Origin of the sequence: Marinobacter sp. DSM 26671, from assembly GCF_900112835.1 — a bacterium.
GTDB lineage: Bacteria > Pseudomonadota > Gammaproteobacteria > Pseudomonadales > Oleiphilaceae > Marinobacter > Marinobacter flavimaris.
On the sequence record NZ_FONF01000020.1, the window covers coordinates 66586 to 88381 of the forward strand.

21 protein-coding genes are annotated in these 21796 nt (G+C 58.1%); 10 read left to right on the plus strand and 11 right to left on the minus strand.

The features are described from left to right. Positions 1–1527, minus strand: coding sequence for an exopolyphosphatase (gene ppx / locus BM035_RS18030; RefSeq protein ID WP_008169902.1), 1527 nt, complete (start codon positions 1525–1527; stop codon positions 1–3). A gap of 293 nt (positions 1528–1820) precedes the next feature. On the opposite strand from ppx, the gene trxA reads away from it, so the two are divergent. After that, positions 1821–2147, plus strand: coding sequence for a thioredoxin TrxA (gene trxA, locus BM035_RS18035; RefSeq protein ID WP_008169901.1), 327 nt, complete (start codon positions 1821–1823; stop codon positions 2145–2147). Between the two features lie 64 nt (positions 2148–2211). Here trxA and BM035_RS18040 read toward each other — a convergent pair whose 3' ends face one another. The 4 genes from BM035_RS18040 to moaB are packed head-to-tail and all read right to left on the minus strand — an operon-like array spanning position 2212 to position 4743. After that, positions 2212–2658: a molybdenum cofactor biosynthesis protein MoaE gene (locus BM035_RS18040; protein ID WP_062782894.1), complete on the minus strand. Its 447-nt coding sequence runs from the start codon at positions 2656–2658 to the stop codon at positions 2212–2214. A gap of 1 nt (position 2659) precedes the next feature. Further along, entirely contained in the window at positions 2660–2920 is a 261-nt protein-coding gene (locus BM035_RS18045; protein WP_053114146.1) for a MoaD/ThiS family protein, read from the minus strand. Between the two features lie 2 nt (positions 2921–2922). Further along, positions 2923–4137: a molybdopterin molybdotransferase MoeA gene (locus tag BM035_RS18050; protein WP_053114148.1), complete on the minus strand. Its 1215-nt coding sequence runs from the start codon at positions 4135–4137 to the stop codon at positions 2923–2925. Positions 4138–4170: 33 nt separating this feature from the next. Further along, the gene (gene moaB / locus BM035_RS18055) at positions 4171–4743 is read right to left on the minus strand and encodes a molybdenum cofactor biosynthesis protein B (RefSeq protein WP_053114150.1); all 573 of its coding nucleotides are present in this window, start codon (positions 4741–4743) and stop codon (positions 4171–4173) included. A gap of 364 nt (positions 4744–5107) precedes the next feature. Here moaB and rho point away from each other — a divergent pair, with 364 nt between their 5' ends. From rho to BM035_RS18070, 3 genes are all read left to right on the plus strand, one after another. After that, positions 5108–6370, plus strand: coding sequence for a transcription termination factor Rho (gene rho, locus BM035_RS18060; RefSeq protein ID WP_008169890.1), 1263 nt, complete (start codon positions 5108–5110; stop codon positions 6368–6370). A gap of 247 nt (positions 6371–6617) precedes the next feature. After that, on the plus strand, positions 6618–8105 hold the full coding sequence (ubiD, locus tag BM035_RS18065; RefSeq protein ID WP_062782888.1) for a 4-hydroxy-3-polyprenylbenzoate decarboxylase: 1488 nt from the start codon (positions 6618–6620) through the stop codon (positions 8103–8105). 1 nt (position 8106) lies between these two features. Next, positions 8107–9111 (plus strand): FAD-binding oxidoreductase, encoded by a 1005-nt coding sequence (locus BM035_RS18070; RefSeq protein WP_053114153.1) that lies wholly within the window; start codon positions 8107–8109, stop codon positions 9109–9111. Positions 9112–9184: 73 nt separating this feature from the next. On the opposite strand, the gene BM035_RS18075 is transcribed toward BM035_RS18070, so the two are convergent. The 6 genes from BM035_RS18075 to BM035_RS18100 all read right to left on the minus strand — a co-directional run bounded on the left by BM035_RS18075 (position 9185) and on the right by BM035_RS18100 (position 15200). Beyond that, entirely contained in the window at positions 9185–10426 is a 1242-nt protein-coding gene (locus BM035_RS18075; RefSeq protein ID WP_053114155.1) for a heme biosynthesis HemY N-terminal domain-containing protein, read from the minus strand. Continuing rightward, positions 10423–11547 (minus strand): uroporphyrinogen-III C-methyltransferase, encoded by a 1125-nt coding sequence (locus tag BM035_RS18080; protein WP_092033532.1) that lies wholly within the window; start codon positions 11545–11547, stop codon positions 10423–10425. The genes BM035_RS18075 and BM035_RS18080 overlap by 4 nt, the downstream gene beginning before the upstream one ends. 8 nt (positions 11548–11555) lie before the next feature. Then, on the minus strand, positions 11556–12365 hold the full coding sequence (locus tag BM035_RS18085; RefSeq protein ID WP_092033534.1) for a uroporphyrinogen-III synthase: 810 nt from the start codon (positions 12363–12365) through the stop codon (positions 11556–11558). Next, on the minus strand, positions 12346–13287 hold the full coding sequence (gene hemC, locus BM035_RS18090; protein ID WP_014575851.1) for a hydroxymethylbilane synthase: 942 nt from the start codon (positions 13285–13287) through the stop codon (positions 12346–12348). The genes BM035_RS18085 and hemC overlap by 20 nt, the downstream gene beginning before the upstream one ends. A 93-nt stretch (positions 13288–13380) precedes the next feature. Next, a complete protein-coding gene (locus tag BM035_RS18095) occupies positions 13381–14130 on the minus strand; it encodes a LytR/AlgR family response regulator transcription factor (RefSeq protein ID WP_092033537.1) in 750 nt (249 codons plus the stop codon). 29 nt (positions 14131–14159) lie between these two features. Further along, positions 14160–15200, minus strand: coding sequence for a sensor histidine kinase (locus BM035_RS18100; RefSeq protein WP_053114162.1), 1041 nt, complete (start codon positions 15198–15200; stop codon positions 14160–14162). A gap of 210 nt (positions 15201–15410) precedes the next feature. On the opposite strand from BM035_RS18100, the gene BM035_RS18105 reads away from it, so the two are divergent. The 6 genes from BM035_RS18105 to BM035_RS18125 all read left to right on the plus strand — a co-directional run bounded on the left by BM035_RS18105 (position 15411) and on the right by BM035_RS18125 (position 21681). Next, positions 15411–16550 (plus strand): tyrosine-type recombinase/integrase, encoded by a 1140-nt coding sequence (locus tag BM035_RS18105; RefSeq protein WP_092033539.1) that lies wholly within the window; start codon positions 15411–15413, stop codon positions 16548–16550. Next, a complete protein-coding gene (locus BM035_RS18110; protein WP_008169877.1) occupies positions 16547–18193 on the plus strand; it encodes a phage integrase SAM-like domain-containing protein in 1647 nt (548 codons plus the stop codon). The genes BM035_RS18105 and BM035_RS18110 overlap by 4 nt, the downstream gene beginning before the upstream one ends. Then, positions 18190–20043, plus strand: a complete 1854-nt coding sequence (locus tag BM035_RS18115) for a tyrosine-type recombinase/integrase (protein ID WP_008169875.1) — start codon at positions 18190–18192, stop codon at positions 20041–20043. The genes BM035_RS18110 and BM035_RS18115 overlap by 4 nt, the downstream gene beginning before the upstream one ends. After that, complete coding sequence (locus BM035_RS18120; RefSeq protein WP_008169873.1) at positions 20027–20437, plus strand: hypothetical protein; 411 nt, start codon at positions 20027–20029, stop codon at positions 20435–20437. The genes BM035_RS18115 and BM035_RS18120 overlap by 17 nt, the downstream gene beginning before the upstream one ends. Before the next feature lie 558 nt (positions 20438–20995). After that, positions 20996–21139, plus strand: a complete 144-nt coding sequence (locus tag BM035_RS22445; protein ID WP_217646360.1) for a hypothetical protein — start codon at positions 20996–20998, stop codon at positions 21137–21139. A 140-nt stretch (positions 21140–21279) separates the two neighbouring features. Continuing rightward, on the plus strand, positions 21280–21681 hold the full coding sequence (locus BM035_RS18125; RefSeq protein WP_092033542.1) for an ATP-binding cassette domain-containing protein: 402 nt from the start codon (positions 21280–21282) through the stop codon (positions 21679–21681). The last annotated feature ends 115 nt before the right edge of the window (positions 21682–21796 follow it).

Consider the following 21796-nt stretch of genomic DNA (forward strand, 5'->3'; position numbering starts at 1 on the left):
TCAGCCGCCGTTCAGTTCCAGAACAAAGTCCTGTTTGGCGAGATAGTCCCGTTCGTTTTCCAGGTCGGCCAGGGTCAGTGGCCTGTCATCCAGCCAACCTGACGGAAACTCCAGCACCAACTTGTCCTTGTGTGCCGTCAGGGTGAAGGCCGGAGGCGGCTCCATGTTGCGTGGGTGTTGAATCAGAACCGCCAGGCGCACCAGCACGCAGAGGTAACGCAGCCTGGCAATGTCTTCCGGGTCCAGGCCCTCGAAGATTGCCGAGGCGAATTTTCTCCGGTGGCCGCGCACGAGAGTTGCCAGGTCGCGCTGGAACTGCTGGGTGAAGCCGGGCAGATCCGAGTAGCGCAACAGGTAGGCGCCGTGTTTATGGTACTGGCTATGGGAAATGGTCAGGCCGATCTCATGCAGTCGGCAGGCCCAGCGCAGTACTTCTTCATCTGCCGGGGTGTTCAGGGCCCAGGCGTCGGCAACCTGCCGCCATGCTGCCACGGCAGTTTCCTCAACGGCAGCGCCATGTTCCTGGTCAACGTGGTAACGCTCCTGAAGCGCGGAAATGGTTCGCTCACGGACATCCTCGTGCTGGATTCGCCCGACAATGTCGTAAAGCAGACCTTCCCGCAGAGCACCATCGGCGAACGCCATGTCCTTGATACCAAGGGATTGGAATGCCCCCATCAGGATGGCAAATCCGGCCGGGAATATGCTCTGGCGGTCCGAGCGTACGCCCAGATCTCCCAGTTTTTCTGTTTTACCCATGTCCACCAGCCGCTTGCGAAGTTCCTGCATGGCGGCGAGGGTAATGGTGCCGTCGGTGATCTTCAGGGTCGCCAATACGCTGGCAATGGCTTTGATCGAGCCGGATGAGCCCACCGCACTTTGCCACCCCACGGAGCGGTAATGCTGGCGGATGTTGAGCAGTTCCTGTTCTGCGTGGGTCACTGCCTTGTCCATCTGCCGCCTGGTTATCTTGCCGTCCGGGAAATACCGGTTACGGAACGACACGCAACCCATGTGCAGGCTTTCAAGCTCCTGGGGTTCAAACCGCTGGCCGATGATGAATTCGGTGCTGCCACCGCCAATATCGATAACCAGTCGACGCCCGATGTCGTCGGAGAGGGTATGTGAAACCCCCAGATAGATCAGGCGTGCTTCCTCGCGGCCGGCAATGATCTCTACCGGATAGCCCAGCGCTTCTTCGGCCCGGGCCATGAACTGATGGGCATTGCGCGCCACGCGAAGCGCGTTGGTGCCGACAATCTGCACCGCCTCTGGCGGCATGCCCTTGAGCCGTTGAGCGAAGCGTCCCAGGCAGGCGAGGGCCCGCTCCTGGGCGTCTTCAGTGAGCCGGTTGTATTGGTCCAGCCCAGCTCCGAGCTGAACCTTTTCTCCCATCTTCTCGAGGGTCCGGATTTCCCCATGCACTAGTCTGGCAACCACCATGTGGAAGCTGTTCGAGCCCATGTCGATGGCTGCGAGTACCTCGGATGAGGCGGCAGCGTTTTCGGCGGTGGATGCGGCCGTCACGTGGTCGGAATCCTTTTGAGATGAACGTGCGGGGTACTATAAGCGAAATCCCTCAGGCCTGTCAGTAACCGGAAAACCGCGCATTTGACGAGGGTCAGGCCTGGATCGGTTCTTACCGCTTCACATCCGGCTGATCAATCGCGTAAAGTATGTCTTACCGTGATTTGGGTGAAAGGTTGTTCGTATAACCCGGACAGCCTTCAGCGACAGTCAACAGCACCTGTGCCCGGCAGGTTATTCCCTGAAAGGGACATGCCGATGTGCAGCAGTAGTGCATGAATCAGGAAAAGGTAATGAGCGGAAATATCGTAAATGTAACCGACGCTTCTTTTGAGCAGGATGTACTGCAGTCCGACGTCCCCGTTCTGGTGGACTACTGGGCAGAGTGGTGCGGCCCCTGCAAGATGATTGCCCCGGTGCTTGAAGAGATTGCCGACGAATACGACGGCAAACTGAAAGTCTGCAAGCTCAACATTGACGAGAACGAGCAGACCCCGCCGAAGTTCAACATCCGCGGTATCCCCACCCTGATGCTGTTCAAGAACGGCAACGTGGACGCCACGAAAGTCGGCGCACTCTCCAAATCCCAGCTGGCGGCTTTCCTGGACAGCAATCTCTGATTGCAGGCAGGTCACCAGAAACCGCCCCTGAGCCCAGGCTCACGGGCGGTTTTTTTATGGCCAGTTACTTCCAGTCCTCGGAGCGCGCCCGATCGGATTCTTTCTGTTCCACCCAGTGCTCTCCATCTGAGGTGATTTCCTTTTTCCAGAACGGAGCGGATGTCTTCAGGGCGTCCATGATGAACTCGCAGGCCGCGAACGCGTCTCCACGGTGGGCGCTGCACACACCGACGAAGACAATCTGGTCGCACAGCGCCAGCCTGCCTACCCGGTGAATCACCCGGGCCCTGCGCACATCCCAGCGCTTCGAGGCGTCATCAATGAGCCCCTGGATCACCTGTTCGGTCATTCCGGGGTAGTGTTCCAGGTAAAGCCCGGTAACGCCCTGCAAGTCACCGCTGTCCCGCACCAGGCCGGTAAACGTTGCAATGGCGCCGGTGCCGGCGCCACTGTCACGCAGCGCCGCGTATTCAGCGGCCACATCAAAATCGTCAGACTGGACCGAAATCATCTCAACCTCCGGTGACCGGCGGGAAAAAGGCAAGCTCGTCGCCGGCTTTCACCTCAGCGCCCGGTTTCGCCATGGCCTGGTTGATCGCAATCATAACCGGCTGGTCGCCCTGCAACTGATCCCAGGGGCCGCCCTGGCTGGCCAGCTCTGCAAGTACATCGCCCGCTGTGAGGCCGGGCCTGGCGTCGATAGCCAGCTGGTCGGTTTTCAGGTCTTCGCGCAGACGGGCGAAGAAGCGCACTGTAATCGTGTTATCACTCATGGTCAGCTCAACAGTTCCGCAAACGAGTAGTAGGTTAGCAGGTCGCCGGGGCTGACGGTGCTGTTTTCAGGCACCACGGCCAGGCCGTCAGCCCAACAAGTAGAGCTCAGGATGCCGGAGCTCTGGTTGGGATAGGCGGCCACCACCGGCCCGGATCCCCGGGATTCCTTGCGGGCCCGGACGAACTCCCGGCGTATCGACGGCGAGTCAATGGTAAAGTCTGCGGGTATCCGCTCGCCCGAGAGAGGTTTCGGGTTGCGCCCCTGGCGTTTCCGGATATAGGGCATGCCCACCATCAGGAAAGTGACCAGCACAGACCCCGGGTTGCCGGGCAGTCCCAGCACCGGGGTCCCCCCGATGGCACCAAAAGCCACCGGTTTCCCGGGCTTGATGGCCATCTTCCAGAGCGACAGACTGCCTGACTCCTCCAGCACTGCACGCACGTGGTCCTCTTCGCCCACGGATACGCCACCGCTGGTGATAACCAGGTCAGCGGCCTCGGCCGCACGCTGCAGTGTTTCGCGGGTCGCCTCGCGCTTGTCCCTGAGTGTTTCGCACAGAACGACCTCGCAACCGGCTTCGGTGAGCAGCCCCATCAGGGTGAAGCGATTGCTGTTGTAGATCTGGCCCGGCCCGAGGGGCGTGCCGGGGTCTACCAGCTCATCTCCCGTGGAGAGAATGGCGACTTTCAACCGCGCCAGGACGGCAACCCGGGCAACGCCCATGGAGGCCAGTAGTCCCATCTCATTGGGACGTACCTGTGTACCTTTTGCCAGAGCAAGATCGCCCCGGGTGAGATCCTGCCCCCGGCGGCGAATATTCTGCCCTTCGTCTACTTCCGCCTGTACAAGAATGCCGGATTCCGTCACCTCAATCCGCTCCTGCATGACCACCGAGTCGGCGCCCTCGGGAATCTCTGAGCCGGTAAAGATGCGCGCAGCGGTGCCGGGTTCCAGGGGCTTCGGCGCTTCACCGGCCGGAATCCGGGCCGAGACCGGTATTGGCCGGTCTCCATGCAGATCCTGTTTGCGCAGGGCGTATCCGTCCACCGCACTGTTGTCAGCCGGCGGCACGTCGGCCGGCACATAGTGGTTTTCGGCAAGTACCCGGCCCAGGGAGTCGGCCAGTGCGACGGTTTCAATCTGCGCAACCACCGGTGCTTCCGACAACAAGTGGTCCAGGGCATCTTCCAGGGGCGTGAGGTTTGGCTTGGCCATCAAGTCTTAACTCCGATCGGGATGTCTTCTGCCTCAGCGCTTGGCGCGCTGTCCAATGACTTCGTTGAGCCGCGACATTGGCTTCTCGGGTTTGCGCAAGACCAGCCCCGAGAAATTGCATGGTGTGTGACGGCTGTCCAGCTGACTGAGGAGAATGCCTTCCCAGCCGGTGCGGCAGGCGCCGGTCGAGCCGGGCAGGCAGAAGATCACCGTGTGGTTTGCCATTCCCGCCATCGCCCGTGACTGCACGGTTGATGATCCGATTTCGGCGGCTGACAGGCGGCGGAATTCCTCACCAAAGCCTTCGATGGTTTTGTCGAGCAAAGGCCTTACCGCCTCCGGTGTGCTATCTCGTTCAAGCAGGCCGGTGCCACCGGTAATGATCACTGCGTGCACCTGTGAATCGGCAATCCAGCCGGACAACAAGGCCCGCACCAGATAGACGTCGTCCGGCAGGATCCGGCGGGCGACCAGGTTGTGGCCGGCTTCGACCACGCTGTCCTCCAGAAATTGCCCGGACGTGTCCTGTTCAGGCCCACGGGTATCGGAGACGGTCAGCAGGGCAACGTTCAGGGGTTTCATTTCGGTACTGGGTACACTGCTCATGGATGGGCTCCATAATCGTTGAAAAGTTGTTATACGCCAGTATCGCCATCACGGGCTTTTAATGGAAGGGAGTAACCCATCAGGGGGAGGCGCCAGCGGCCGGTTGTGGCCGGTTTGGCGTGAAATTGCTGTTAATTTGTGCAGTGCACTTGACATTCGCCAGTCAGGTGGCCGATGATCGCTCTTGCCCGGCGAACGGTTGTTCCCACTCTCTGGCTTCAGTACCTTAATTCCGGACTCCATCTACACCGGTTGCTCCAACTGGCCAGCACCAAGTTCAGCGTTTTTTTACGATCAATACGTTCAGGGGCACCCCTGTCATTCCAATACTCGTTTACTTCCATTCCTGAAAATCCAACAAACTATGAATCTTACTGAACTCAAGCAGAAATCCGTGCCCGAATTGCTCGATATTGCGCAAGAGATGGGCCTCGATAACCTGGCTCGTTCGCGCAAACAGGATGTGATCTTCACAATCCTGAAGAAGCACGCAAAAAGCGGCGAAGACATCTACGGCGACGGCGTACTGGAAATTCTGCAGGACGGCTTCGGCTTCCTCCGTTCCGCTGACGCCTCCTACCTGGCAGGGCCTGACGACATCTATGTCTCTCCGAGTCAGATCCGCCGTTTTAACCTGCGCACGGGCGACACGGTCGCAGGCAAGATTCGCCCGCCCAAAGATGGTGAGCGCTACTTTGCCTTGTTGAAGGTCAGCGAGATCAATTTCGACAAGCCGGATAACGCCCGAAACAAGATTCTCTTCGAGAACCTCACGCCGCTGTTCCCTGACGAGCGCCTGATGCTTGAGGCCGGTAACGGCAGCACCGAGGATCTCTCCTCCCGGGTCCTGGACCTGGTGGCGCCCATCGGTAAAGGCCAGCGCGGGCTTATCGTTTCCCCGCCCAAGGCCGGTAAGACACTGCTGATGCAGAGCATCGCCCAGTCCATCACCCGCAACAATCCAGAGTGCCATGTCATGGTACTGCTGATTGACGAGCGGCCAGAGGAAGTGACCGAGATGCAGCGCACCGTGCGCGGCGAGGTCATCGCCTCCACGTTTGACGAGCCGCCGGCCCGCCACGTGCAGGTTGCTGAAATGGTGATTGAAAAGGCCAAGCGTCTGGTAGAGCACAAGAAGGACGTGGTCATCCTGCTGGATTCCATCACCCGTCTGGCTCGTGCCTACAACACGGTGATCCCGTCCTCCGGCAAGGTCCTGACCGGTGGTGTTGACGCCCATGCCCTGGAAAAACCCAAGCGCTTCTTCGGTGCCGCCCGTAACGTGGAAGAAGGTGGAAGCCTGACCATCCTTGCCACGGCGCTGGTCAACACTGGTTCCAAGATGGACGAGGTTATCTACGAGGAGTTCAAGGGCACCGGCAACATGGAGATCCATCTGGATCGCAAGATTGCCGAGAAGCGAACCTATCCGGCGATCAATATCCGCAGCTCCGGCACCCGTCGTGAGGATCTGCTGATGAGTGAAGCCGACATCCAGCGGGTCTGGATCCTGCGCAAGCTCCTGCATTCTATGGACGACGATACCGCCGCCATCGAGTTCCTGCTGGACAAGCTCAAGGACACCAAGACCAACGACGAGTTTTTCCAGTCCATGAAGCGTCGTTGATCTCTCCCTAAGCTAGGACTAGCGCCTCTGGTTTTGGGGGCGGGCAGAGCCGGGGAGAACCTCCCCGGACACGCCGTGAACCCATCCCTGGGGGCTCGGCATTGCCATCCCTGGCAATGCACGGTCCGGGGAGGTTCTCCCCGGCTCCGCCGTTCATGCCACGTGCGCGCAGTTTGTTCCAACTGCTTTAAAGCAGTCCAGCGACCACCGATCTCCGTAGTACTGGCATATCTGAACGGAGTAACCGATGAAATACAACGACCTGCGAGACTTCATTGACCAGCTGGAGAAGCTGGGTGAGCTGAAACGCATCAGCGTTGAAGTCGACCCCCATCTGGAAATGACCGAAATCTGCGACCGTACATTGCGGGCAGGTGGTCCTGCGTTGTTGTTTGAAAACCCCAAGGGCTATGACATGCCGGTGCTGGCCAACCTGTTCGGGACACCGAAGCGGGTAGCGTTGGGCATGGGGCAGGATAACGTCACGGCGCTTCGGGACATCGGTAAGCTCCTCGCGTTTCTCAAGGAACCGGATCCCCCCAAGGGTTTCCGCGATGCCATCGAAAAACTGCCGCTGTTCCGGCAGGTGATGCGCATGAGCCCCAAGGTACTGCGTTCCGCGCCCTGCCAGGATGTCGTGATCGAAAAGGATCAGGTGGACCTGTATCAGATTCCGGTGCAGCATTGCTGGCCTGGCGATGCCGGGCCGCTGGTGACCTGGCCACTGGTGATTACCCGTGGGCCCCATAAAGAACGCCAGAACCTGGGCATCTACCGGCAGCAGGTCATCGGTCGCAACCGTCTGATCATGCGCTGGCTGAGTCATCGCGGTGGTGCCCTGGATTTCCAGGAGTTCCAGAAGAGCAATCCCGGCCAACCCTATCCGGTGGCTGTGGCCCTCGGTGCCGATCCGGCGACCATTCTGGGGGCGGTGACGCCGGTGCCGGATACGCTGTCGGAATACGCCTTTGCCGGGCTGCTTCGCGGCAGCCGGACCGAGCTGGTCAAGGCGGGGCTGAGCGATCTGCAGGTGCCGGCAAGCGCCGAAATCGTGCTGGAAGGTTTCATCTACCCGGATGACATGGCGCCGGAAGGACCGTTCGGTGATCACACCGGTTACTACAACGAAGTGGACCACTTCCCGGTATTCACCGTAGAACGGGTCACTCATCGCCGGGATCCGATCTATCACAGTACCTATACCGGTCGCCCGCCTGATGAGCCGGCGATTCTCGGGGTGGCCCTGAACGAGGTCTTTATTCCGATTCTGCAGAAGCAGTTCCCGGAGATCGTGGATTTTTACCTGCCACCGGAAGGCTGTTCCTATCGCCTTGCAGTGGTGACCATGAAGAAACAGTACCCCGGCCATGCCAAACGGGTGATGATGGGGGTATGGTCGTTTCTTCGGCAGTTCATGTACACCAAATTTGTGATTGTCACGGATGACGACGTGAATGCCCGTAACTGGGAAGACGTGATCTGGGCGATCACTACCCGGATGGATCCAACCCGGGATACCACGCTGGTGGAGAATACGCCCATCGATTACCTGGACTTTGCCTCGCCGGTATCCGGCCTGGGTTCCAAAATGGGGATGGATGCCACCAACAAGTGGCCGGGTGAGACCACCCGGGAGTGGGGTGAGCCGATCGCCATGACCGAAGATGTGAAAAAACGCGTCGACGAGCTGTGGGATACCCTGGGTATTGAAAGTCCGGCATCGCGCCCCGACTGATATGGGCAGTGAACATCGGGCGGTGCGGCTTTGGCCCTCTGGTATCGCCTTCATTGCGGCGTCGGAGGCAGACTTGCTCGGCGCTGCCGCGCGGGCTGGCGTAGCTGTGCCGGCAGCCTGTCGCAACGGGGTATGTGAAATCTGCGAGGCCCGGTTACTGAAGGGCGCCGCGCTTAATACCCGAAACCAACAGACTATAAAGATCGGTGAGCGCTTGATGATGTGCCGTAGCATCGCGCTCACGGATCTGGAACTGGAGATATCCGCCGTTATGGCAGCTGGAAACAATCAGCCTGGCAAGTTTCAGGCAAAAGTCGTGGACGTAAGGTCGATCAGTCACGATGTCTATCGCGTTGAGCTACAGCTTCCGCGGCGTCGGGAGCTGTCGTTTCATGCCGGGCAATATCTGTCGGTCAATCTGCCTGATGCTGACCCCTGTTACTTTTCCATCGCCAGCAGTCCATCGGACCAGAATATCGAGCTGCATATCCAGGCGACCCCCGAGTGGGTGTCCGCGCAGAAGGTGATTGATGCCCTGACGTCCGGTGGCGAGGTAACCGTGGAGCTGCCCCATGGCAAAGCCTGCCTGGCGTCAGTGCCGACCAGGCCGCTGTTGCTGGTGGCTGCCGGCACCGGCTTTGCCCAGATGAAGAGCCTGGTGGATTACCTCCGGGAAACGTCCTACGACCAACCGGTCAAGCTGTACTGGGGAGTTCGTCGACACGAGGACATGTATCTTCGCGCCCTGGCACAGCAGTGGCAGGACGAGTGGCCCCGCTTCACGTTCCTGCCGGTGGTGGGAGATGACGAGGATAATGACTGGGCTGGCCATCACGACCAGCTGGTTCGCGCGGTGCTTGCATCCGGTATGGACTGGAAGAATGTGGAGGTCCATGCCAGCGGTTCGCCCACCATGGTGTACACACTGATGGATGCTCTGGTAGATGCGGGCCTGCCCGAAGAGGCGTTCTTTTCTGACGTGCTGGAGTACGCCCCCCGTTCGTGAAGCAGCCTGTGTAGTAGAATAAAAAAGGGCCAGATGAGACATTCATCTGGCCCTTTTTCATTACACCTTGGCGCTAAGCCCTCGGCATTGGCAGTTCCGGCAGCCCGTTATCCTTGGCCAGCCCCTGCATCAGCAATTTGACGCTGGCTTCTTCCTCGCCCATGTGGGCATTCAGGCGGCTTAGCTCTGCCAGTGCCTCCCGGCTCCGCTTCAGCCGCAGGCTGGTCTCGAAATATTCACGGGCCTTGCCCCAGAGTTCGTTGCGAAGGCTCAGCCGGCCCAGGGCCAGCAGAAGCTCGGGGTTGTTGGGCCGGTCTTTCAGCCATTGTTCGGCCAGTAACAACTGTTCATCCGGTTTCTGGCCCTTCACCCGCCCGTACAGATTGATCAGCTCATCGCTCCAGTGGTTGCGCAGCACCTTGCGCAACAGGGTTTCGGTCTGTACCTCGTCGCCAAGGCTGGCAAGCAGGCGGGCGTAGTCCCTTATGGTGTATTCGTCGCGACGCAGGAAGCCCGGCAATTCGTCCCAGAGCCTGGTCAGCGGTTCCAGGGATGCATCGGGATCCTGTTTCTGCTGGCGCCGGCAATCTTCCGCGGCACGCTCCAGCAGGTTATGCCAGACCTGGCGTTCCAGATCATTGAGTTCCGCTTCCGAGAGCACGCTGCGTTTGCGAAGTTCAGGCAATAACCTGGACAGTTCGCGCCAGTCTTCCAGGCGCAGATAGGTGTTTTTGAGCAGTTTCAGCACAAAGGGGTGATGGGGCGACTGTTTGCGAAGGCGAACCAGCGTGGCCAGGGCCTGTTCAAGGCGGTTGCCTGCCAGTTGCAGCTGGGCCTGGGTAATACCGACGGCCATGTCAGAACCGGGGGTGCTGTCGAAGGCCTTGCGCAGCAGATCATCCACGGCCTCGTGATCACCGGTTTCGAACGATGCTTGGGCGGCGGCAAGATAATTGATCAGGGGCGTGTCGGCATGGCTGGCGGAGGATGTCAGCAGTTTGCGGGCCCTGGGCCAGTTGCCTTCGGCCAGCGCCAGCAAACCCTGGGTGGTCCGGCGTCGGGCCCGGCGTTCATTGCCGCGGGCAATCCAGCCCGCCACCAGGCCGGTGCTGGTTCTGAGTCGGCGGATAAGGTTGATGGTCAGGACAGTCAGCACGATCAGGGCCACGATCAGGCCCAGCCCCACCCAGAAGTTGGTTTCGATCAGGTAATGGCCAAGGCTGATCCGGATGTAGCCCAGATCATATTGCAATCCGAGGGAAAGGCCGGTGCCAATCAGCAGCGCCAGCAGAACGATCAGTAACAGGCGAATCATGAATCATCGCCTCCATTACCGCCGTCGGCGTTGTCCTCGCCATTATCATTGTTGGCATTTAGGCGTCCGGCCAGCCGCTCCTTGAGCAGGTCCAGGGACTGACTGATATCCGGCAGCTCCGGGTCCACGTTCTTGCCGGCCAGCTCAGCCAGGGTGTCACTCAGGGCGGTGACCCGGGGATTGCTTGCGTTGTACCAGTCGTCAATGGTGGTTCGGGCCTTGGTAAGGGCGCGCTCATACAGCGGCTGGTTGCCCCGCAATACCGCCATCTCGGCCTCTTCCAGCATCAGCTGTAGGTTTAGTCGGGCATAGGCGCTCTGGTCGGGAGAGAGCAGCGGCTTGACCGGCTCGTCCATGCGGCGCACAACCACCACCTGCATCAGTGTTGCTTTCACCTTGTTCCAGGCCTGTACCACAGCGCCGGGTTCTTCGTCGGTTCCAGCGCTTTCTCCCTGTGCAGCGTTGACCACAAAGCCGGGCGCGTTCTCACTGATCAGGGCCTGGTCGGTAAGCTGGTGAATGCTGTCGATGGCCGCTTCCAGTGTCAGGTAGAGTCCGGTGCGGTCAACGCCGGTCAGGCCCTTGAGTGCGAGGATTTCGCGAGCCAGTTGCTGGCGAACCGGGTAGACACCGATGTCGTCGGATTCATTCAGCACTTCGTCTGCCGCTTCCAGGGCCGACATGGCTCCGCGGATGTCTTTTTCGATCATCAACCGCTGATTGGCAATGCGCAGAAGGTATTCCGCCTCGGCCAGCAGCCAGTCCGTGCGTGTGCGGTTTCCGGCTTCCAGCAGTTCACGGGCATTGTGGTCGATCTGGCGCTGCTGGGTGGCAATCAGTTCTCGCTGGCTCGCCAGTTTCTCTTCGAGGGACTGCAGGCGCTGGCTTTGCTGGCTGCCGCGGTCGCCATAGAGATCTTCAAGCTGGGCGGTGTCCTGCTTCAGGCTCTCGATTGTCTGCATGACAGCCTGGTGGTTGTTCCACTGTTGCCAGCTCCAGAGCGCCAGGGCGATTGCGATGATCAGGGCGAGAATGGCAACCAGCCATACCGGCCAGAGTTTCTGGCGAGCAGGCGGTTCCTTGGAAACGGTTGCGGGCAGTTGATTCGTTGTCTCTGTCACGGGCGTCCTTACTTGGCTTTTCCGGAGCCACCGTCCCGGCCGGCAAGTTGCGCTGCAACCGTGGCCACGATGTCGTTATCGGCAAGGCTTCCTGGTATACACGGATTTAGGAATCCCGCTGCCCGGGCCTGTTCGGCAACCCGATCTGCGGGAACAATCAATAACCTATCGTATAGATTATGGCCGCTATTCGCACATAGTGCGATGAGATTGTTCAAGGTTTCGCCCGACAGGGCGACGATGGCCTCCGGAGCAAAGGTATCGAGGGTGGCCCGGATCCGCTCCGGCGCGTGGTCAGGGCGAAAGCGGCGGTACAGGGGCAGCAGGGTCACGCGGGCGCCCCTGGCTTCAAGGGTTTCGCGGATCAGTTCGCGTCCGGTTTCCCCGCGAGCGAGCAGAACCCGCTCATGCTGGAGGTTTTGCAGTGACGGCAATGCCAGTAGTGCCTCGCTGGTCCAGCCCTCGGGCGGCCGCCGCGGGCTGAGACCGTGTTCCGCAAGCACGGCTGCGGTGCCGGCACCAACGCCATACCAGCGGATGCCCATGGGCACCTGGGGCCACCAGGTGTCCACCTCTTCCAGCAGCAGTCGGGCGGCAAACGGGCTGACCGCGATCACATGGGAAAATTCATCAAGGCTCAGAATGAGTGTGCGGCGCTCGGGCGTTTCCGGCAGAGGTTCCCGGTCAATCAGTGGCAGGATATGTACATCGGCACCGGCTGCACGAAACCGGCTGGCCAGGCGCGATGCCTCGGGTTCGGGCCGGCAGATCAGAATCCGCCGGCCGTTCAGGTCGGGATCAGGTTGGTGTGTGGCCATAGATTTCAGCCAGCACCTTGTCGGCTCCGAGAGCCAGCAGATCCTCGGCCAGTTCCCGGCCCAGACGTTCGCCTTCGGCCCGTGGCGCGCGGCCTTCGACCCGGAAAATCTGGGTGCCATCAACTGCGCCCACCAGGCCCCGCAGCCAGATTGTATCGTCGTCTTCAAGAAGCGCGTACGCCGCGATTGGCACCTGACAACCACCCTCCAGCCGACGGTTCAGAGCCCTTTCGGCAGTGACGCGATCCCAGGTGTCTTTGTGCTTCAGGGGTTCAAGCATGGCTAGCAGATCCTGGTCATCGACCCGGCATTCAATGCCCAGGGCGCCCTGGCCGACCGCCGGCAGCGACAACGTGTCGGGCAGGCAGTAGCGGATGCGCTCGTGAAAGCCCAGGCGCTTGAGCCCGGAGCTGGCCAGTACAATCGCTTCGTATTCGCCGGCATCCAGCTTGGCCAGCCGGGTGTTGACGTTGCCCCGCAGCACGCGAATTTCCAGGTCCGGGCGGTAGGCCCGCAGCTGGGCCTCCCGGCGCAGGCTCGCAGTGCCAACCACGGCGCCGTGGGGCAGGGCGTCAACGTTGTCATAGTGGTTGCTTACGAAGGCATCGGTCGGGTCTTCCCGCTCGCAGATCGCCACCAGCCCCAGTCCTTCCGGGAATTCCATGGGCACGTCTTTCATGGAGTGGACGGCCAGGTCTGCGCGGCCGTCCAGCATGGCTTCTTCCAGTTCCTTGACGAACAGGCCCTTGCCGCCGATTTTCGCCAGGGGCACGTCCAGGATCTTGTCGCCCTGGGTCTTGATCTTGACCAGTTCCACGGTGATGTTGTCGTGCAGCCTTTCCAGTTCGGCCTTGATGAATTCCGCCTGCCACAGCGCCAGTGCGCTGCTGCGGGTTGCAATGCGAAGGGTACGTTTGGACATGACACTCACTGTCGGTTCGAAAAAATGTCCGCCAAGGTTACCTTGTGGCGGCAGAAAAGTCCCGCGGCTACCACCTTTGGGAGTCATGCTGGTTCAGCCTGGCTGGTGCTCCTGAAGCCACTGGCGCACGTTGCTGGCATGGCGGCGGCTGACCGGCAGTTCGCCCCGGCCTTCCCTCAGGGCGACCAGGTTGTGGCCATCCGGCGTCCGTCTCAGTGCCTGGATAAAGCGAACCCCCACCAGGGTGTTCCGGTGGATCCTGAGCAGGGTGCTCGGGTAGCTGTTTTCCAGTTCCTTCAGCGTGTAGTCACACACGGTTTCGCCCCGGTCGTGATGGATGGTGACGTATTTTTGATCTGCCTCGCAGTAGAGGATTTCCGACAGATCGATCAGCTCGGTGCCGCGGTGCGTGCGCACCGCCAACTGTTCCTGGCTGTGGGCAGCCTGGCCGTTGAGTGCCTGCAACTGTACCCGGTTGACCCTGCCGGCCCGGGCCAGGGCCTCCGCCAAGGCCTCTTTGCGAACCGGTTTGAGCAGGTAGGCGATGGCCTGCACGTCGAATGCCTGGATAGCGTAGTGGTCGTAGGCCGTGCAGAAGATCAGCGCCGGTGGATTGGCCAGCTGGCTAAGTCTGCTGGCGGCCTCCATGCCGTCCATGCCCGGCATCCGGATATCCAGCAACAGTATGTCTGGCTCCAGTTCCGCCACCTGTTTCAAGCAACTGTCGCCGTCTGCAGCTTCGCCACAGACCCGATACCCCGGAACCGCCTCCACCAACCGGCGGATGCGTTCCCGGGCCAGGGGTTCGTCATCGGCGATCAGGACGCTGCGGGTATCAGTCATGTCTTGTCTCGGTTCCGTTGGTCAGGGGTTTATTGTTTTCGGGCTCTCTGCTCGCCGGCCTTCCGTCGCGGCAGTCGCAGGGTAACCGTGTACACATCGTGCTGGTGGCTGTGTTTGAGCACCGCCGGCTCACCGAAAAGCGCCCGTAGCCGTGACTGAATGTTGGCCAGCGCCATTCGGTTGCCGTCATGTTGCTGCTTATTCTGGTCCGGCTTTGGATTCTGTACCAGCAGGTAGACAAATTCGCCTTTGGCCTGGGCTTCAATCCTGACGGTGCCACCGTCCGGGCGCGGCTGGATACCATGGTAGATGGCGTTTTCCACCAATGGCTGCAGTGTGAGCGGGGGAATGGCCTGGTGCTCCAGGCCTTCTTCAATCTGCCATTCCAGTTTCAGGCGGTCGCCCAGGCGCAGTGCTTCGATGGCCAGGTAACGCTGGCACAAAGCCAGTTCCCTCGATAGCGGAATCAGCTGGTCGCCGGTGCGAAGGCTGGCGCGAAACAGTTCCGAAAGATCCAGAACGGCTTCTTCGGCCCGTTCCGGATTGATGGCAATCAGGCTGGCAATGGTGTTCATGCTGTTGAACAGGAAGTGTGGCTGAATGCGGGCCTGCAGTGATGCCAGATGCGCCTGCATTTCCGCTTCACGCTGCTGTTGCCACTGGTGCTGCAGGTAAAAATAGCGCAGCACCATGAGCACGATCAGCAACGCCAGCAGCATCTTCTTGGCCACGCCCTGCCAGACAGCCACGCCGTCCTGGGGGTGCAGGACGCTGTCTGCAAACAGGCTGAAGGCGAGCACATCCAGCAGCACAATGGCGACGATGGTGGTTGTCGCACCGGAGACGGACATCCGTGCAAGCCGGGTGCGCAAAAGGCAGATCAGGGCGGCACTGGTGAGGGTGGTCCACTGCACGAACAGCGACAACAGCCCGAAGTAATTCCAGTCGATCCAGCCCCGCTCCGCCTGCACGATGGCGAGCACCAGAACCAGCAGTTCACTGGTGACCAGCAACAGGAACACGGCCCGTACCCGGCACAGGTCCGGAACGAAGAACTCGCTCTCTGTCACACCTTTGTCCCCGTTACGGGGTGTCTCCTTTACCCGGGTCAGAATGGTATACTCCCGCCACGTTCAATGTACCCAGCTCCCGCCAGATGATGCCGGGCTGTCAGCAGGAAAGATAGACCATGTTTTGTACCACAAATAATGTAACTCTCCTGTTGCAGTCTTAAACCACCCCTTTATACTGAACAAAAATACAGTATTGGAGATCCGAGGGTGGAGTTCCTTCTTGCTACACCAGAGTTTGGAATCAGGGGCCACTCCTATGAAGGGTTCCCGATTCTTCTCAAATCCAATCATGATGTGTTTGTCGAAGGAATGGAATTTCTCGTTCATCACTGCTTAAAACGTGGAAGTGTGCAAAGCCGACGTAGTTGGGAAACGTTTGGAAGGGATCTGTGTGATTATTTCGAGTTCATTGAAGCCAATGGGTTTGATTGGAGAGAGCTTGATCACCGAAATCACGAAACCCTGTTAGCCCTGTATCGCGACGTTTCTTTTGATCGATTTAACCTTAGCGCCTCCACGGTAAACCGACGACTTCACCTGGTGATCAAGTTTTATCAGTTTGCCCTCAAACAAGGTTGGGTAAGCACGTTGCCGTATGACCTTGAAACGGTGAGAGTCAGACAGACAAAGGGTTTCCTGGCACACACAGACACGTCCGGGGGGTATGCCGTAAAGCCTGATGTACTGCTGAAAACCACGCCAACCAAGATCAAAGTCCTCAACAAAGAGCAGGTCGATGAGCTGCTGAAAACCATCAAGAACAAAACTCTCCGATTGATCGTTCGGTTGGCGTTGCTAACGGGTTTGCGTAAAGAAGAGCTGCTGACAATTCCAGTTCACTACATATCTGCACCCCGGTCGATCTCGGCTCGAAGTCATGTGGTGGTTGAGCTTGATCCCCAAGAGATGAGCACCAAGGGAGACAAACCACGGACGATCCATGTGCCGATATCATTGATGACGGATCTCTGGGATTACGTGATCCACGAGCGTCACGAAACGATCCGCAAACACGGGACAGACCCAAAAGCCCTCTTTGTAACCGCCAAGGGCAACCCCTGGAGCATTCGAACCTCGCTCAACAATCAACTGAACCGATTGAAGCTGTCGTTCGCCTGCCATCCCCACATCCTTCGTCATACATACGCGACGCACACGTTGAAATCACTGATGTCACGGAAGAGCACCACGTTCAATCCGTTGATCTATGTCCGAGATCGCCTCGGCCACAGCAGCATCACGACTACGGAAAAATACCTGCATTTCCTCGACGACATCGAAGACGATTTGCGCACAAGCTATCAGAGAGAAATTGAAGAAACGGCGAAGGAGGCGGCCTGCGCATGAAAAAGGATTTCACGCTAGAGAGGCATGAGGTTGGTGTTCAGGAGTGTGGCGAGACTGCAATCGAGGGGACAATCACCACCGTTGATCAGGCGCGTGTTTCAAAACCGGCGAACACCGTCGTTGCGTTTCCCGAAAACGCAACAAGCGCCAGAAATGCGGACTTCGGGCCATTTTACGGCCAGGGCTATGACAACATCACCGCTGCCTGCCAACGCACAATCGAAAGGCTGGTCGCAGAAAGCGTCAAAACCAATGGAAAGTCTCTCAGCCCGAGCACGATTGCGAGTTACTGGAAAGATGGCTTTCGTAACTTTGCGCCCTTCCTGTCGTTACTCCACGCCGCTAGTGGTGAGCGCCTTACCATGGCCGATCTCGACGCCGACAGCATCAAACAATTCCTCCAGTACTTGAGAAACGAGCCCCTCAAATACGGCGCGCAGAAAAACTACTTCTCTCATACCAAATCTCTGCTTGTGGCATGCCATCGGTTCGGGTTCTGGCCAGAAGTGGATATGAAAACGGTCTGGCCTGCCAGTCCGTTTCCGAGTTCTAACAGGCGAACTAAGGGCCAGAGGGCGCTTAGCAAGAATGAAAAGCGGTTTTTGATCAAAGCGCTGCGAAAAGACATGGAGCGTATTGTGGCTCACTCGGAGCCACTGGGTCGCTATGACTTGGCCGTATGCGTCTTGTCCATTGCGCTGTCGACCGGAATGAACCTGACGCCCATCCTGGAGCTGACCACAGACTGCGTACAGCCTCACCCGCTCAAATCCAACCTGCGGCTGTTAGTGAGCTTTAAACGTCGTGGTAACGCCACGCAAGTTGTCGCACTGAGAAAGTCTGAGGAAGTGTCAGAGATGGCCAGTATCCATCTCTATGCCGCTGATGCCATTGATCTGATCGTTGCGAGGAACGCTACGACACGCGCCCAGTTCGATGACTCAAATCGGCTGCTGGTCTACGAGGGAACTCGTAGCAAGTTCGTGGGCAAAGCATGCCGACTGACGAACTCCATATTGAATTACAGCATCAACGCATTTGTTGACCAGCACCAGCTTAAAACGGACGATGGTAAACCGCTCACATTGAATGTCAGCCGGCTGCGCCAGACGCTCTTGAATCGTGTGTGGGAAATGTCGGGGCAGGACCCCTTGGTGGCGGCCAGAACAGGCCGACATGCCGTCTCAACGGGCAATGCCCACTACTGGGAAGCACCACCGGAAGCGGAAACCGACATGCGGTTTTTAGGCGAGGCGCGTGTTCAGGAGCTTCTTAGCCAGCCGAATATTATCGCCAGTGACCGAACACCCGTTTCGTCGTGCAAGGATGTCCGTCGCGGGCAGCGCGCCCCGAAAAACGGCGAGCCCTGTCAGGACTACCTCGGCTGCTTCCGATGTAAGAGCTTCGTGGTGACCGGCGATGACCTCTATCGCCTGTTCAGCTTCTACTGGGCCGCCCTGCGCAATTACGACACCTTCGGCGGCAAACGCTGGACCAAGTACCTCAAGCAAGTGATTCGACTGATCGATGAAGAGATTGCGCCTCACTTTGGTCAAGCGCTCGTGAATGAACAGCGCGAGAGAGCGAAACACCAGCCGCACCCGTTCTGGCGAGACCTGAGCATGGCGAGGATGGCGGTATGAGCAAGATTACCGGCGCAGAGGTGCTGGCCGACCGTGAACGTTTGCTGCGGGCTTTGCCCCAGGGTGAAGGACTTCACGGTATCATCACCACGGACCGGGCCGATGGGGTGTTATATGCGCTTTCCCGGTATGAAGACCCGGAGTGGTGGTTGCCCAGAGCCAAGAGCACTGGAAACCGGAGGGATTGCGAGCGGAGGATGGATTTTACCCGGATCAAAGGCGATCAACTGAGATCCGAAGCCAAAATCCTCATGGGCCGAACAATCTGGGGCGAAAAGGCGCTGAGCAATGCCTCGGTCTTCACTATTTTCCAGAATCTGGTGCTCTGGCTGAACTGGTTGCACGACCAGGGGATCTCCGGTCTGGCGCAGGTCACGCCTCTCGTAGCGGTCCGCTACGTTCAATACGTCCAGCGTTTGACCCCGCCGCATAAGCCGGGGAAACAAATTAGCAGCATGACGAAGTGGAATCGCTTGTCGACTGTGGAACGAAGCTGGAAATTACTGCGCGATACCTCCCACGGATTTGAGCATCCATGGCCCGAAAGCTCGGCTATCGCGCTGTCCGGACATAAGAGATCAAACAAGGCCAAGACTGACATCATTCCTGATGACATTCTTCGGCAACTGTTCCAGCACGCCGAATTTCTGCTCAATCGAGCCGACGACTTGTTGAAGCATCGGGATGCCCTAGCTGACTTCCAACCCTGTTCTAAAAACCATAACGATCAATGGGAGGAGCGGGTCGAGTTTTTGAAAACCCGAGGTTGGGATCAGGGGCTAGGTGCACTGGGTACGACACTGCGCGACCTGCGTGACGGTTGTTTCGTGATCATTCTGGCGACGACCGGTATCCGGGCCCATGAACTCGGAAACATCCGGAGGGATCAGTGGTACAGCGAAGTTCGAGATGGCGAGCGGTTCTACTTCCTCGGCTCACGTTCGGACAAAACTCATGCGGGCGAAACATCATGGCTGTGCCCGGAGATTGCGATTGAGGCGGTAAAGGTGCTGGAGCGGCTGGTAGAGCCCTTGCAGGCTGAACTTGAGCAGGCGCTGAAAGAAGCCAAAGTAGTGGGAGACCTGAACAAAGTGACTTGTCTTGAAAAGTGCTCAGGTTGCATCGGTCTGACCAAGTTAACGCAAAAGAGAAACAGTATTTCTCTGCTGAGTGGCCTCGCTCTGCACCGAAGGCTCGGGAAGTTTGCGAAGGACCTCGGGATAGATTGGAAGCTTGCTTCACACCAATTCCGGCGTACTTTTGCTAACTACGTGGTGCATCACAAGCTGGGTGACTTGCGGTATCTGCGAGATCACTTCAAGCACTGGAGCCTGGATATGACCATCCTGTATGCAATGAACGAGGCGCAGGATCTGGAGCTCTATGACGAAATCTACGCCGCTTTTGACGGCAAACGTCAGGCGATTGTCGGTCATTGGTTGGAGCCTGATACTCGGCTTTCCGGTGGCATGGCCGGCCATATCCGCCAAATGCGAAGCCGCTCGGAAGAAGTCCGTACCTATAAAGATCGGAAAGAGATGATTGAGGCCATCAGCGAGCTGGTGTACCTGCGGTCCACCGGCATCGCCTGGTGTACCAACGATACCGGCGTGGACTGTGCAGGCGGCCAATGCGAGGATTGCGAGCACGGTTGTATTGACGATAGCCAAAAGCCGTTCTGGGAAGGACTTTACCTGCAACAGATTGAGCTTCGACAGATCGATGATCTGGATGACTCGGGATCAAAGACGGTCGAGCGCACCATGGAACGCTGCGAGAGGGTGTTGACCGATCTCGGCGTGGACATCAACCGTCTCAAGGAGCAACTGACCGATGTCGACGTCATCTGAATCCGAGACCCACAAGCGTATTCGGCTGGCCATTGTTCGATTGGAAAAAGGCCAGCCTAAGGTCGTTGAGAAGGGCAGGAAAGTCTCGGTGGCCGCTGTTGCCGAAGAGGCCGGAGTCAGTCGTGCCTTGATCCACAAAGACTACCCAGACATGCTGGAACGCATCCGGGGCAATTCCAACAAGGCGATCCAGAGACAGCGTGACGAGAAGCACGAGAAACTCAAGGAAGAGCGTTTCAAGAATCGTCAGTTACGGGAAAAAATCGTAGATTTGACCGAGCAGCGCAACGAACTTGCTTCGAAAAACGCGACTCTTGAACTCGAAAATCGCCGGCTCTCGGCAATCTTGGAAAGTAAAAACGTTAGAGTTTTTAGGGGGAAATCGGGTGAGTAGCGCTACGCAGATTTTGGCCAGAACCTTTTTCTCCCGCTTCTAAACAAAAGCGAACGTTCGCCGCAGCCCAAATCAAGGGCTTTCATGCTCCAATCGACTAGGTTTTTATAAGTATTGAAGAACATGAATACATTAAGCTTTTGGACCACGCAATTGCTCAGCAAAGCCCCTATTACCTGGTGGCGGGGCTCCAACTGGCCAACATGACCCAGTCTGATTTCGAAAACACCCGTGATAGCTTTTTATCCTTACAGCCTTTGAGTTCGCCTGCCCCTGGGCCAATAGACGACGACAATTTCCGATTCCGTATTAAGACACGCCTGCCTTCCCGAAGAAACCGGATGCCAAACTTCGCACATAAAGAGTGCTTTGCCCGGTTTTCTGTCTCAGAGCAGCGCATTTTTCACAACCTCCACAAATACGAAAACTCACAACCTCCTGAAATAAAGCGTTATTTTAGGCTTGGCACAGCCTATGCTGTAGCGAATATAACTGGTTATAACAGGTTGTGATGAGGCAGGTATGGAAAGGCTACCGAGTGATACAGACGTAATGCCAATGGCGTTTTTTCAGAAGGTGAAGCAGGGCATCTGGCAAAAAATTCTGGACGGCGCCGGCCAGTCCCTGCTTTACAAGAACCTTTACTACCGGGGCGACTGCTCCCGCTTCGGCATGGAAATCGAGCGAGCCCATCTGGGTTAATTCAGCGAAACGCCATTGTTTATGAACACTGCAAAACAGGACCTGGAAACCATTGCTATAAAGTTCATTGACCGTGGCAAGCTTGCGTTCGGTGACTTGGTAGTCTTGCGTACCGTGGATCTTTTCCTAGAAATGGTGGGTTGCAGAAGTACGAGCATCACTATCTGGACCAGCTCTCCGGTGGTATGCAGCAGCGGGTGGACATTGCCCACGCGCTGGCAATCTACCCACGGATTCTATTGATGGACGAACCCTTTGCCCCGCTGGATTACCAGACCAGTCTGATGATGCAAGACATCCTGGTGAACTTGTGGGAGGAATTCAACACCACGATTGTGTTTGTGACTCTCGACGTGGACGAGTCGATCTTCCTGTCTGAACTCATTCTACTAACGAGCGCTGCGCCTAGGCGCAGCGTGAAGGGCAATGCCAATTCCTTGCCCTGGCCACCGGATCAAATGATCTCCTCTGAGACTGATTTTCTGGAAATCAAACGTGAATGCATGGAATTCATCCGTGTTGAAAGCGTGCGGATGTTCTAGGCCCGACTATGTCCATGGAACCCCTGATTCTGGTTGTCTGTTTTCTCGGCGCCCTGGTGCAGATCACGACTGGCTTGGGCTTCGGTCTGATTGTTGCGCCATTGCTTCTGGCCTA